Annotated in this window: 10 protein-coding genes; all 10 read right to left on the minus strand. The window is 76.1% G+C overall.

The genetic code is table 11. The features are described from left to right. Positions 1–182: 182 nt before the first annotated feature. The gene (locus tag ACZ45Z_RS06405) at positions 183–794 is read right to left on the minus strand and encodes a hypothetical protein (protein ID WP_468356940.1); all 612 of its coding nucleotides are present in this window, start codon (positions 792–794) and stop codon (positions 183–185) included. Continuing rightward, complete coding sequence (locus ACZ45Z_RS06410) at positions 778–1,587, minus strand: FkbM family methyltransferase (RefSeq protein ID WP_468356943.1); 810 nt, start codon at positions 1,585–1,587, stop codon at positions 778–780. Before ACZ45Z_RS06410 ends, ACZ45Z_RS06405 begins: the two co-directional genes overlap by 17 nt. Then, positions 1,584–1,871, minus strand: a complete 288-nt coding sequence (locus ACZ45Z_RS06415) for a Trm112 family protein (RefSeq protein WP_468356946.1) — start codon at positions 1,869–1,871, stop codon at positions 1,584–1,586. Before ACZ45Z_RS06415 ends, ACZ45Z_RS06410 begins: the two co-directional genes overlap by 4 nt. Beyond that, entirely contained in the window at positions 1,858–2,823 is a 966-nt protein-coding gene (locus tag ACZ45Z_RS06420; protein ID WP_468356949.1) for a DMT family transporter, read from the minus strand. The genes ACZ45Z_RS06415 and ACZ45Z_RS06420 overlap by 14 nt, the downstream gene beginning before the upstream one ends. Further along, on the minus strand, positions 2,801–3,661 hold the full coding sequence (locus tag ACZ45Z_RS06425; protein ID WP_468356952.1) for a class I SAM-dependent methyltransferase: 861 nt from the start codon (positions 3,659–3,661) through the stop codon (positions 2,801–2,803). Before ACZ45Z_RS06425 ends, ACZ45Z_RS06420 begins: the two co-directional genes overlap by 23 nt. Further along, positions 3,658–5,157, minus strand: a complete 1,500-nt coding sequence (locus ACZ45Z_RS06430; protein WP_468356955.1) for a condensation protein — start codon at positions 5,155–5,157, stop codon at positions 3,658–3,660. Before ACZ45Z_RS06430 ends, ACZ45Z_RS06425 begins: the two co-directional genes overlap by 4 nt. Continuing rightward, complete coding sequence (locus ACZ45Z_RS06435; protein WP_468356958.1) at positions 5,154–9,674, minus strand: alpha-(1->3)-arabinofuranosyltransferase domain-containing protein; 4,521 nt, start codon at positions 9,672–9,674, stop codon at positions 5,154–5,156. Before ACZ45Z_RS06435 ends, ACZ45Z_RS06430 begins: the two co-directional genes overlap by 4 nt. Positions 9,675–9,723: 49 nt before the next feature. After that, on the minus strand, positions 9,724–10,449 hold the full coding sequence (locus ACZ45Z_RS06440; protein WP_468356961.1) for a class I SAM-dependent methyltransferase: 726 nt from the start codon (positions 10,447–10,449) through the stop codon (positions 9,724–9,726). Positions 10,450–10,456: 7 nt separating this feature from the next. Further along, positions 10,457–11,665, minus strand: coding sequence for a glycosyltransferase family 4 protein (locus ACZ45Z_RS06445; RefSeq protein ID WP_468356964.1), 1,209 nt, complete (start codon positions 11,663–11,665; stop codon positions 10,457–10,459). A gap of 240 nt (positions 11,666–11,905) precedes the next feature. Beyond that, the gene (gene pgfA / locus ACZ45Z_RS06450) at positions 11,906–12,928 is read right to left on the minus strand and encodes a cell envelope lipid trafficking protein PgfA (protein WP_468356967.1); all 1,023 of its coding nucleotides are present in this window, start codon (positions 12,926–12,928) and stop codon (positions 11,906–11,908) included. Positions 12,929–12,982: the final 54 nt, after the last annotated feature.

Raw genomic sequence — 12,982 nt, forward strand, 5'->3', positions numbered from 1 at the left:
CAAAAGACCACTCATGCGCCATCCTGCGCGCGCGGCCGGTCGCCCGCCCGTTGAGGAGGTCCGGTCGGAGGACGGGCCGGCGCGGTCGGCGTACGAAGCGGTGACGGCCGGGGGGCACGGCGCACCGGGAAGGAGCGGTGCGGCAGGCGCCCCTCCGGCGTCTTCTCGCGCCGGACCGGGCCTCAGTCCACCCGGCGCTGGAACAGGCCCCAGGTGAACTCGGCGACGACCTCCTGCGGGATGCCGTCGAGGTCGGGAGCCGTGCACGCCAGGCGCCACCGGGTGGGGGCGCTGCCCTCCATCGGGCGGGCCGGGGCGAAGGCGCGCGCGACCTCGTCGACCGTGCAGGACCACGGCGTGAGGTCCGCGGTCGTCCGCAGCGCGGGGGCGGCCGCGTCGGGCGCGCGGACGAGCCAGGCGTTCCACACGGCACCGCCGGCGCCGGTGAGGACCTCGAAGCGCAGGGTGGGCCAGAGGGGTACGGGCCAGGTCAGCGCCTGGCAGGTCAGGTCCCCGACGCGCCGGGGGGCGACGGCCTGCGGGGTGCCCAGCAGCGCGCGGTAGGGCTGGACGCCGCCGCGGGCCCGTGGCGCGTGCGCCCTGGCCTGCCAACGGCGGTTGGCCTCGCGCAGATCCGCGCGGGAGACGCCCAGTTCGCGGAGGGCGTCCTCGACGAGGCCCGGGTGGTGATCGGCCATGCGACGCAGCAGAACCAGTTGGAAGGCGACCGGTCCGGGCAGGCCGGGCGGGGTGCCCGAGCCCGCGGGCGGGTCGTTGTCAGTGGTGGGGTTCATGATGGACATGGTCGTGGACGGCGGGCGGTCCGGGGGGTCCGGGGCGGTCGCCGTCGGGGAGGAAGAGCACGGAGTTGACGTAGCGCCGGTGCGGGGCGAGGGAGCGGCGCAGCAGGCCGTGCTCGGCGACATGGGAGGTGCGGGACTGATGAGCGGGCAGATCGAAGTCGGCCAACGGCATCCAGTGGTCGTGCGGCAGGACCCAGCCGCGATAGCCGTGGGCGGCCGTCCACTCCAGGACGGGCGCGAGCGGCTGGATGCGCGCCTCCAATTCGATGAACAGCGCCGGGCGTTCGCGGGCGAGGGTGCGGGCGGCGCCGCGCAGCACCGCGAGTTCCGCGCCGTCCACATCGATTTTGACGAGCGTGACGGAGACGAGTTCCAGCGCGTCCAGCGGGAGGCAGGGCACATCCAGGGCGGCGCCGTGCAGTTCGCGGCGTACGAGCGAGGAGACCCCGCGGTCGCCGCGGCCGTCCGGGGGCAGCCAGAGCGTGGTGCGGCCGGTGTGGTCGGTGGCGGCGGCCGGGACGACGTCCACGTGCGCGGGGGCGACCGAGGACAGCAGCCGCGCCAGGTGCGGGACCGGTTCCAGGGTGACGACCCGGTCCGCGCGCCGGGCCAGCCGCCGGGTCCACGGGCCGTACCACCCACCGACATCCACGGCCGTGCCGCCCCACGGGCAGAAGTCGGCCAGGCGGCGCAGCTCGGGCTCGAAGCGCGGATAGAGGCCGGCCGCCACCGCCGACACCAGCCGGGCCGGCAACCGCGGACCCAGCCGCGCGGCGAGCGTCATGGCCGCGGCTCCCGGTCGGGCGCGGGATCGGATGCCGGACCGGGTGCGGGGCCGGTCGTGGGAACGGGCGCGGGATCGGGCGCTAGCCGGCGCATCAGGTCCTCGTGTTGGGCGTCGGTGACCTGTTCGCCGGAGGAGGGGAGGAGCTGGGGGATGCCGTCGAGGATCGGATAGCGGCGTCGCAGGCGCGGGTTGTAGAGGACGTCGCCGGGCGCCGGCAGCGACAGCGGGCCCTTGTCGAGCGGGCAGGCGAGGATCTTCAGCAGCGGGTCATCGGGCTTCACGGCTCAACTCCGGTAGGTCGGAAGGTGGTTGGGGTCGTGGGGCGGGAGTGTCGTGGCGGGGCAGGGCGAGGAGGACGGACAGGGCGACGGCGGTGCCGCCGAGCCGCAGCGCCAGCCGTACGGGGTCGGCGGGCAGCGGCTCGTCGAACGCGAAGGTGCCGCAGGCGACGGTGAAGACGCAGGTGACGGTGGTGCAGACGGGGACGATCAGGGAGGCGCGGCAGCGTTGCAGCGCGGTCTGGGACAGCACCAGACCGGTGGCTCCGGTGAAGAGGAGGAGGTAGGGGTAGGGCGAGCGGAGGAGTCCGGCGGCGGCGCCCGCCAGGTCGTCGGTGGTGAGGAGGCCGGAGACGCCCTTGATGGCGAGTGAGCTCACGCCGTAGAGGAGGCCGACGGCCACCCCGTAGGGGACGCCCGCGGTGGGCAGACGGTGACGGCGCCTGGCGCGGCGCTCCGCCGAGCCGTACAACAGCAGCCCCGCGGTCAGCGACGGCACGGCGATGGCGAGCAGCGTCGCGGGCGGCGCGGTGCGCGCGATGGCTTCCGCGTCGTCGCCGTGCAGCGAGGCGACGACCATCACCAGCGCGACGAGGATGGCCACGACGCTCCGCCGCTCCCGGCCGCTGGTCCGCTCGCCCAGCACCACCGAGGAGAGCACCAGCAAAAGGACCAGTCCCGAGACGAAGAGGCCCTGCGCGGCGGCGAGGGGGAGGGCGCGGTAGACGGCGAGTTGGGCGGCGAAGCCGGCGGCGAGGGCGAGGGAGCCGCCGATCCACAGCGGGCTGCCGAGGAGGTGGCGGACGACCCGGGCCGGCTGCCGGGTGCTCAGGGCGGGCAGTGCGGACAGGGCCCGCTTCTCCAGCACGAAGCCGGTGCTGTACAGGACGTTGGCGAGCAGCGCGGACGCCACGCCCCACCACAGCACCGCCCTACTCCCTTCTCCGGCGGGCATGGGCGAGCAGGATGGACGCCAGGGAGGGCACGTGGCACGCGGCGCGGTCCAGGGGCCGCAGCGGGCGCGGCACGTCGTGGTAGGGCGCGCCCGCGATCCGTACGACGTCGAAGCCGGCCGCCGTCAGGAAGCCGCGCAGCGCGCGGGCGGTGTAGAGACGCAGATGACCGACGACCTGCGTGCCGGGCCGGCCGTGGACGCGGCGCAGGCTCACCTCGGAGAAGACGGGCTGGACCCCGGCGAGCAGCAGCCCGCGGTTGTACCAGGCGGCGAGATTGGGGGTGGACAGCATCAGATGGCCGCCGGGACGCAGCACCCGGCGCAGTTCGTCGAGGGCGGCGTCGGGGTCGACGAGATGCTCGATGACCTCGCTGAAGAGGACGGCGTCGGCCGCGCCGGCGGCGAACGGCAGCCCGCCGTCGGTCAGTTCGCCGCGCACGGTGTGGGGGACGCGGGTCGCGGCGCGGCGCAGCGCGTCCTGCGACCAGTCGACGCCGATCAGGCGGTGCCCGGGGAGGGACCTCGCGGCGGTGGCCGCCGCGGTGCCGTCGCCGCAGCCGACGTCCAGGACGGTGGCGGCCGGCCGGTCGGCGCTCACGGGTCCCAGGGCGCGGGCCAGCAGCCGCGCCTGCCGACGGCTGCGGGCGTCACCGGAGGCGACCGGCACGGCGGGGTCCTCGTAGAAGTCGCGCAGCCCGGCGGGGGGCGGGGGGAGCGCCGTCGCCCCCGGGGCGCGAGGGGCGCCAGGGGTGACAGGCGTGCCAGGGGTACCGCGAGTGCCAGGGCCGCCGGGCGCGGTGTCGGCGAGGGGCGTGCCGGTGGCGGGGGGCCGGGTCATCGGGCGCCTCCTCGGGCCGGGGGAGCGGGCGGGGGCGGGAGCGGTGCGCCGGTGGCGGCGAGAGCGTCGCGGAAGAGGGCGGCCAGGCGCGCGCCGGCCGCGTCGTCCAGGAGGGCGCCGGACCAGCGCAGCGCCAGTTGGATGCGGCCCCCGATCGAGACCGTGGTGACGGTCAGTCCGCGCGGCATACGGGCCGGTGCGGAGAACCACACCGCGGTCGGGCGGCCCGCGTCGCCGAAATCCAGGGGGTAGGGGATGCGGCCGATGTTGGAGAGCAGGGTGGTGGACGTCCAGGGCGCGGCTGCGGAGCGCAGCGCGCGGGTGATGGCGCCGCGCAGCCCGACGGGCAGCACCGGAGCGGTCAACACCGCCCCGGTCAGCCCCAGTTGGGGGCCCCGGGTGGCCTTCAGAGCGCGCGTGCGGGACGCCGTTCGGCGCAGCAGCCGGGCCACCGCGGCCGGGTCGGGGGGATCGGCGGTGAGGAGGCCGGCGTCCTCGCGCTCCTCGGGGCCGAAGCCGACCGAGACCAGCCGGGTGCCGTTGCCGATGGGCATCTCGGCGCCCCGGGGCCGGTCATCGACGGGCATGGTGACGACGACGGGCGCGGCGCCGCGGTGGACGGCCGCGGCGGCCGGGTCGCCAGGGTGGTGGGGCAGGCGGTTCCAGCGGGCGACCGTCAGCCAGGTGGCGACGAGGAGTTGGTCGTTGACGGTGTAGGGGGAGCGGCCGTCGGCGCGTGGCGGCCGGGCGGGCACCGGCAGCTCCACGAGGAGCATGCCGTTGCCGTGCCGCCCGCCGCGCCCCTCGGGCTGGCGGGCGCCGTGGTCGGCGGCGACGCGGGCCGGGCGGGCGAGGCCGTGGCCGGCGGGCGGCGCGTCGTCGGCCGGGGGCCGGTCGGCGCCCGGGCCGCTCGCGCGTACGGGCGCGGACGCGGGGGAGTTGTCCGCGCCGCCGTACAACTCGGCGGTGGTGGCCAGCACCCGCAGGCACGCCGGGCCGTCCAGCGCGGTGTGGTTGAGGGTGACGAGCAGCACGGTGCCGCCCGCCGCCCCCGGGCCCTCGATCACTTCCAGGCGTACGGGAGGCGAGGTCTCCAGCGGCGGGCAGTCGGTGAGCGCGCGTTCGCGGGCCCGCGCGAGGGCGTCTGGGGCGGGCGGCGGGAAGACGACCGGGTCCACGTCCGGTGCGGCGGTCAGCTCCCACGTGTAGTGGCGGTGCCACCAGCGGGCGGGGGCCTGGCGCATCAGGACGCGGGGGTGCCGGGCGAGCGCCCGGTGGAACGCGCTCCGCAGCCGCGCGGGGTCGACCCGGCCTGGCAGGTGGACCTCGATGTGGACGGTCTCCGGCTCCTCCTCCCGCAGGCCGTGCCGGGAGATCTCGTCGACGACGGGGAACGGGACGCGGGCGACGGCCGGCGCCGGGCCCGCCCTTTCCTGGGGACGCCGGCCGGCTCCCTCGCCGGACGGTTCGCGCCGGGCGGGCCGCAGTGTGCTCATCGGCTGGTCTCCTCCCCGCCGGGGTGGGGTCCACCGGGGCGCGGTTCTCCTGAGTCGGGTCCTCCCGAGCACGGTCGGCCGGGGTGCCGCCCGCCGGGACGGGGTCCGTCGAGGCGGGGTCCCCCGAGGCCGGTCGGCGGGTGCCGGTCGCCCCAGCGCGGGCCGCCGCCCGCCGTCCGCCCCCGGGCCGTGATCGGCCGGCCGAACAGCGCCGGATCGCCGGAACGCGCCGGCTGGCCGCCCTCCGGTGCCCCGCCGGTTCCCCCGCCGCCCGCACCGGCGCCGGCCTCCCGCTCCCCGACGGGCGCCCGGCCGTCCCGGGCCGGGACGGTGACGACCGCCGCGGTCAGCGCGAGCAGGGCCAGGGCCTGGGCGGTGGGACCGAAGGCGCCCTCCTGGGCGGCGACGGGGTGGCCGGCGCCGAGGGCCGCGGCGACGCCGGCGCCGAGCATGGCCAGGAGCGCGAGGGACGGCAGGAGGCGGGGACGGTAGCGGGCGACGAGGGCGAGGAGCGGGACGATCAGGGCGTAGGGCCCGGCGACCAGGGCCATCACCGCGGTGAGGGCGACGGCGCCCAGGACCCAGGAGGGGGCGGGTGGGGACTGCGGGGCGGGAGGCGGTGTCCGGGGTGTGCGTCGGACGAGGGCGGAGGCGGCGAGCAGCGCGAGGCCCAGCGCGCCGCCGGCCAGGCCGAGGCGGTAGGCGGTGGCCGGTTCGTAGGTGAGCTCGACGGTGCCGCTCGCGCCGGCCGGCAGGAGGAAGCCCTGCTGCCAGCCGTCGAGGCGGAGCGGTGTCAGCTCGCGGCCGTCGAGGGTGGCGTGCCAGCCGGCGTTGGCGTTCTCGTACATCTGGAGATACGCGGCCTCGCCCGGTCCGACGGCGACGGTGCGGTGATCGCCGGTCCACTCCCGCGCGGTCACCTCCCGCACCGGCCGCGCGGACTTCCGCGGACCGGCGTCGGAACCAGAACCGCTGTCGGAACCGGCCTCGGCCTCGGGCGCGGCACCGGCGTCGGACCCGCCACCCGGGACGCCCCGCCGCAACGTCACATCCGTGAGCGCCAGCGGCCCCTGGTCGCCCGCCTCCACCCGATGGCGGCCGGCGGGCAGCGACAGACTGCTGTCGCGGGCCTCGCCCGCGCACAACTCCACCGTCACCGGCCGCCGTTCGGTGAGGTCGCGGAGCGTGCCGGCGGCCTTGGTGGCGTGCAGGGTGCCGTCGACGGCGAGCATCGGACCCTGGCCGCAGCCGAGCGAGAAGCGCGCGCCGGCGGCGGGCCGCGGTGCGCGGTAGGAGTCCAGCGCCGGGACGTGGATCTCGCTGAGGCCGACGGGGAGTTGCAGGGCCTGGCCGGCGACGGGGTTGTGCAGGGTGAGCGGTTTGACCTTGCTGATGGTGAGGTCGAGGCGGTCGGTGGTGATCGGGTCGAAGCGGGCCTGGCCGTTCTCGTCCACGCCGGCGGTGGCCGCCCCGTCGGGCGAGTTGACGAGGATCTGCTCGGGACGGGTGGAGATGCCGCCGGCCGCCGCCAGCACGATCTGGTCGATCTTCCGCTTGCCGGGCCAGCGCAGATGGAGGGTGGGCCGGGCCCCGGCGATCCAGGCGGTGGTCAGATCGCCGTCGACGAGGTTGCGGGGGCTGAGCGACTGGCCGAAGCCGAAGCTCGTGGAGTCGGCGGTGGCGGTGATCCGCTTCCGGCGCCCGGGCACCGCCTCGTCCAGGAGCCGGTCGAGTTCGGGGCCGGGGACGGCCACCGCCTCGCCCGAGACGGCGTACCGGGCGGCGGCCGTCGTGCCGAACTGGCGGTGCAGTCCGACCTCCGCCGACACCGGCGAGAGGCCGCCCGGGTCGGTGCCGCGGTGCAGCGAGTAGATCTCGGCCGGGGCGTCGGAGCGCGCGGCGTCGGTGGGCAGCCGCAGCAGGCGGGTGACCTGGACGCCGGGGACGGAGATCTCGGCGAAGCCGGCGCCGGAGAGGCCGGCGCGCGGGGTCTGCGTGCCGAGCAGGGTGACGCGCAGCCACTTCGCCTTTCCCGCCGGGGCGTTGACGCGCTGCTGTGTCCCGTCGGGGCGCAGGGTGCTCTCGGCGCTGCCGCGGTCGGTGCTGATCCGTACGGAGGTCGGCGCGGCGCGCAGCCCGTCTCCGGCGAGCGGGGTGACGAAGAGGGAGGCGGGGAGGGTGGTGGGGCGGGTGAAGGCGACGCGGACCCACTGGCCCACGGGGTCGCCGGCGCTGCCTTCCGCCCAGGCGGTGTCGGGGTTGCCGTCGAAGGCGTTGACCGGGTCGTACTGCGGCAGGTGGAAGAGCCAGTTGCCGCTGGTGGAGGCGGTGACGGAGGCGGCGCCGCGCAGCACGGCGGTGGTCTGGTGGGCGGTGCCGGTGGTGGGCAGGATCTGCCGGGGCGGTCGGCCGGGGTCCTGGACGCTGTCGGGGTGGTTCCTCTCGCCGGCCGTGTAGGTGTAGGAGGTGTTGGTGTTGACCAGGCCGAAGCGGGTGTCGGCGCGGCGCAGCCCGTCGGCGGTCAACTGGAGCGGCGGGGTGCCGAGGCCGGGGTGGCGGTCGCCGGTCAGGACGGTGGGCCTGGTGCGCAGGGTGGGGTCGGCGGAGAGCTGGAGGAGGGCTTCCGGGCCGCCGCTGAGCCGCGCGGTGTCCGCGACGGCCTTGGCGGTGACGGGTCCGGGCTCGGGGGTTCCTCGCGGGGTGTAGATCTCGACCGCGTGGCGGCGCGGGTAGAGGCCCTGGATCTGGAGCGGGGCTCCGGCGGGGATGCGGCCCTCGGTGGTCAGCGGGCCGAACGCCGCCGCCTTGCGGTAGCCGGACGCCTCCAGGGTGCGGGTGACGGTGCGCGGCGGGACGTAGCCGATCTGGTCCGGGTCGAGGTCGTTGCGTACGACCACGTGGTGGAGACCGGCCCGGCCCAAGTAGTCGCGCAGTCCCGGGACGTGGGCGCCGGTCAGCAGGGCCTGTTCGACGGCGTCCAGGGTGCGGCGGGCGCCGGGGGTGCCGAAGGGGACGAAGTCCCGCTGGGCCCAGGGTGAGGTGGCGAGCACGTCGAGGGGTTCGTCGATGGGGGAGCCCCAGGTGTAGATGCCGTGCGCGGTCGCGGGGACGACCAGGGCGCGGCTGTGCGGGGTGTGGGTGGCGAGCCAGGCGGCGGTCTTCTCCCAGTAGGCGGGGAGGCGGGTGAACGCGCCGGGCTGGAGGATCGCGCCGGTCAGGAAGGGCAGGGCGAGCGCGGGCAGGACGAGTACGGCGGTCAGCAGGGGCAGTCGGCGGCGGGCGGGGACGCGGCGGGCGCTGTGGCGCCCGGTGGCGGCGAGGAGATGCGCCAGGCCGAGGGTGAGCGCCAGCGCGAGGCCGGGGGTGAACTTGTAGATGTTGCGGAAGGGGCGCAGCCAGCCGTTGAGCCAGTCCTGCCACAGGCCGTGCGCGGGGCCGCCCAGCGCGCCGCCGTAGCCGGCGAGCGCGATCAGGACGACGGTCAGTACGGTCAGCAGCAGCCAGCGCCGCTCGGGCAGGTCACGGCGGGCCAGCCCGGCCAGCCCCAGCGCGGCGGCCAGCGCCGAGCCGAGCACCGCGCCGGCGTTGGCGGTCAGCGTCCAGCCGGCCGGCAGCCAGGGCTCGCCGAAGTTGAGGTAGCCGACCCAGTTGCCGGCGCCGCGCAGCAGTTCGGTGGCGGACATGGTGGCGGTGGTGGTGTCCGCCTGCTCGATGAACGGCATGAAGTTCTCGCCGTGGAGGCCCAGCAGCAGGAGCGGGACGACCCACCAGGCGGTGGCCAGCAGCACGCCCGGCAGCCACCAGGCGAGCAGCTTCGGCCGGCGGGGCCCCGTACGGGAGAGCAGGTAGAGGCCGACGGGCAGCAGCGACGCCAGCGTCGAGGCCGCGTTGACGCCGCCCATGAAGGGGATCAGCAGCGCCGAGCGGGTGGCGGCGGCGCGCGCGGTCAGGCCCGGGTGGGTCAGCGGGAGCAGGACCCAGGGCAGCAGCGCGCCGGGGAGCGCCGCGGCCGAGGTCGAGCCGATGACGAGGGTGAAGGTCGGCCACAGCGCGTAGCACGCGGCGGCCACCAGCCGGGTCGGCGCGGTGCCGCAGCGCAGGCGCTCGGCCAGCCGCAGCGCGCCCCAGAACGCGGCCGTGACGATCAGCGACATCCACAGCCGCTCGGCGAGCCAGACCGGCAGGTGCGCCAGGTCGGTCAGGCCGTAGTAGGGCAGGGTGGGGAAGGCGTAGCCGATGTACTGGTCGGCGATGCCGCCGAAGCCGGCCCGGTCGTGCCACAGGTCGCCGAGGTCGCCGAGGAACCGCCATGGGTCGGTCGTCACGCCCAGCTTCGTCTCGAACGTCATCTTCCCCGGCGAGGACGCGAGGAAGCCGGCCAGGGCGAGCGCCCAGAACGCCACCAGCCAGCGCCTGCGCCGGGGTTCGCCGGGTGGCGGTGCGGCGGGCGGCGGTGCCGGGGTGCCCCCGGTGTCGGGCGATCCCGGTGACGTGGCCGGGCCGAGGGTGTGGGTCATCGTAACCACCGGGGGACGAGGGGCTGCCGCCGTGCGACGGGGGGCCGGGTCACGGCAGCCGCCGCAGGATGAGGAGGAGGTTCCAGGTGGCGACCTCGCGGACGCCGGGGAGGCGGGGGATGGCCTCGGCCAGGAACGGCGCGTAACGGGAGCGGGCCGAGACGACGGCGACGTCGGCGCGGGACCGTACGTGGCGCAGGGTGCGGCCGACGTGCACGGCGAAGAGGTTCTCGCCGAGGGTGTGCTTGGCCGGTCTGCCGGTGCGCCGGTGGTAGCGGGCACGGGCTCGCTCGGCCCCCAAGTAGTGCCAGGGAGCCGTCTCGTGGCCGCCCCAGGGGGAGAGCCAGTTGGTGAAGGACACGTAGATCAGCCCGCCGGGGCGGGTGACCCGGACCTGTTCGCTGAGGAAGGTCTGCGGGTCGGCGACGTGTTCGAGGACGTTGGAGGAGAAGCAGACGTCGGCGGCGCCGTCGGCGAGCGGCAGCAGATAGCCGTCGGCGACCACCGCGCCCTCGGGGACGCGGCCGCGGGCGGTCAGCTCCGCCCGGTCGGGCTCGAAGAGATAGCCGTGCGCACCGCGCCGCCGGAACTCCTCGGTGAAGTGGCCGCTGCCGCCGCCCACATCGGCGACCACCGCGCCCTTCAGCGGGATATGGCGCTCCACCTGGTCGGCGGCGTCGCGGGCGAGCAGCCCGTAACACCGCTCGGGATCGGTCTGTTCGCGCAGGAAGGCCCGGAAGAGGGCGCAGGACCTGCGCAGGGAGGGATCGCGCACGGGGACCTCACCGCCTGGGAAGGGAGTGCAGGAAAGCCTCCGCGGCGACCGCCCGGAAGCTGCGGACCGTATGGGCCCATCGGAAGCGGGCGGCGCGCTGTTCGGCGGCGAGGCCCAGGGCGTGCCGGCGGTGGGCGCTGAGCGCGAGGGCGCACCAGTGGGCGGCGAAGGAGCTCTCGCCGCGGGCGAGCAGGCCGGTGACGCCGTCCTCGACGGAGTCCCGCAGACCGGGGATGTCGAAGCCGACGGCCGGCGTGCGGCGGGCGGCGGCCTCCATGACCACCAGGCCCCACCCCTCGACGAGCGAGGGGTGCAGCAACAGCCAGGCGGAGGACAGAAGTTGGTGTTTTCGCTGCTCGGAGACATGGCCGGTGAAGGTGACGTCGGGGCCCGCCAGCGCCGTCAGCCGGGCCCGCTCCGGGCCGTCGCCGACGATCACCAGTTGGCCGCCGGTCACCGGCCGGACCCGCTCCCACAGGCGCAGCAGCAGATCGACCCGCTTGTACTCGACGAGCCGGCCCATGGCCAGGAACAGCGGTCGCGGCGCCTCGGGGGCGAGCGGCCCCGGCTCCTCCACGCCGTTGTAGACCAGGCGGATACGGTCCCCGGCCACGCCGAGGCCGCGCAGCGCGGCGGCCGTGGAGCCGGAGACGGCGACCATCAGATTGCGGCGGTGGGTGCCGGCCAGCGCCCAGTGCTCCAGCCGGCGGCCGAGCCGGGCGGCCGGCCCCGGGTAGCGCATCCCCCACAGGTCCGTATGGACGTGGTTGACCAGGCACAGCGTCGGCCCGCGGTGCCAGAGCGGCGCGAGGTACGGCATGCCGTTGCAGACCTCGACCAGCAGGTCGCAGGCACCGACCCGGCGGGCCAGTTGCCGCGGCGCGCGCAGGAAATGACCGGCGTCGCCGCCGGCGGACACCACCCGGTAGTCGCGTTCCGCGGCCGGCCCGCCGCACAGGAGGGTGACGTGGTGGCCGTGGGCGGTGAGTCCCGCGGCGATCCGGTCCACCAGGAGCTCGGAGCCGCCGGCGGCGGGGTTTCCCAGGTCACGGCGGGCGAGGAAGACGATGCGGTGCGGCAGGGGCGGCGGTGGCGGCGCCGGCGGTTCGCAGACGGCCGGCGGTTTGTGCGGTGCCTCGGAGGGCGCCGGTAGCGCCGGTGGCGCCGACGCTGCCGGTGGTGCGAGGGGCGGGGAGGGTCGTACGTGCTGGGGCATCTGCGCTCCAACTCGTCTCAGGGTGCGGTACCAGCGGTGGGGGACGTACTGCGTGCTGAGTCGTGCGGGGCCGTGCGCTGTCGTCGGTGGTGCGTCGGGGACCGGGGCGGGGAAGTGGGGCGACCAGGGAGGCGGTCGTCCGCGTGTGGGGTGGCACAGTTTTCGCCGACCTGTTCGATGCGGCTACTCACCGGGATGACAAAATCCGGGCCGACCGAGGCTGACGCTTCATCACTTCGCTCAGGACCGGCCGGTCGGCCGCCTCCCGCGCACCACCAACACCACGCCCACCAGCGCGAGCACACCGCCCACCACCCCGGCGCCCACCGGCAGCACCCCGCCCACCAGCGCCAGTTTGTCGCTGTCCGCCTTCGCCAGCGCCACCTGCGCCCGCCGCGTCTCCGGCGTGAACCGCAGGCCCGCACCGCGCAGCAGCGTCACCGCCGTCCGCCGGGCGCCCGGCGCGCGCAACGTCTTGTGCGGCGAGATCGAGGCGTCGACGATGCGGCCGGTGCGCCGCTCGACGACCAGCTCGATCCCGGAGTTGGCGTACCACTCCTCGGCCTGGATCTGGCCCTGCCGGGGCCTGCCCACCAGCCGGCCGGGGACCTGGCGGCTGCCCGTCCTGGTGGGCGCGACCGTCCCGGTGAAGCGGTAGCCCTCCACTCCCTGGAGCGTCCGCGTGCCGGCGAAGCGGAGCGGGACGGCGGCGCCGAGGGTGTTGTCCCACCAGCGGTAGGTCGTCCGCCGCACGTCGAAGGGGAACTTCAGGTAGGCGTCGCCGTCGAAGCGGGTCGGGGCCTCCTCGCAGCAGTGCACCGGGGCGTTCGTGCGCCGGTCGGTGACCCACCGCTCGACGGTCCACTGGAACGCCTTGCGCGGGTCCTTCAGGGCCAGCGTGCGCGGGGTGTCGACGGTGGTGGAGACGTCCCACACCGCCCGCCCGCTGCGTTCGCCCGCCGCCACATCGCCCAGCACATGCCGGGTGATGGTGATCTCCTGCCCGTCGCGGGTCTTCAGCGCCCCGGTGTCGAAGGCGCTGCCGGTGCCGGTGAAGACGGTGGTGGTGTCGACGTCGAGCGGTGTGACCTTGGCCCGCGGCTCCACGTACCAGGCCAGCAGGGGTGCCAGGACCAGCAGGAAGACGCCGGTGCCCAGCAGGAGCAGCGACAGCGCGGAGGCGGTCCGGGCCCCCGGTTCCGTCTCCGGGCGCGGGCCGGTCGGGGCGGCGGGCGACGTGCGGCTCTTGCGGGATTCACGCATACGAGCACTCCTGGAAGCGGTGGGGGAGGACACGCTCTGGTGCACGTGCGGCGT

This window comes from Streptomyces sp. NPDC031210 (genome assembly GCF_055570395.1).

Bases quoted from the DNA above. Each gene is read 5' to 3' on its own strand.
- ACZ45Z_RS06405 (WP_468356940.1), bottom strand. From the start codon at position 794: ATGAACCCCACCACTGACAACGACCCGCCCGCGGGCTCGGGCACCCCG.
- ACZ45Z_RS06435 (WP_468356958.1), bottom strand. From the start codon at position 9,674: ATGACCCACACCCTCGGCCCGGCCACGTCACCGGGATCGCCCGACACC.
- ACZ45Z_RS06410 (WP_468356943.1), bottom strand. From the start codon at position 1,587: ATGACGCTCGCCGCGCGGCTGGGTCCGCGGTTGCCGGCCCGGCTGGTG.
- ACZ45Z_RS06420 (WP_468356949.1), bottom strand. From the start codon at position 2,823: ATGCCCGCCGGAGAAGGGAGTAGGGCGGTGCTGTGGTGGGGCGTGGCG.
- ACZ45Z_RS06430 (WP_468356955.1), bottom strand. From the start codon at position 5,157: ATGAGCACACTGCGGCCCGCCCGGCGCGAACCGTCCGGCGAGGGAGCC.
- ACZ45Z_RS06425 (WP_468356952.1), bottom strand. From the start codon at position 3,661: ATGACCCGGCCCCCCGCCACCGGCACGCCCCTCGCCGACACCGCGCCC.
- pgfA (WP_468356967.1), bottom strand. From the start codon at position 12,928: ATGCGTGAATCCCGCAAGAGCCGCACGTCGCCCGCCGCCCCGACCGGC.
- ACZ45Z_RS06445 (WP_468356964.1), bottom strand. From the start codon at position 11,665: ATGCCCCAGCACGTACGACCCTCCCCGCCCCTCGCACCACCGGCAGCG.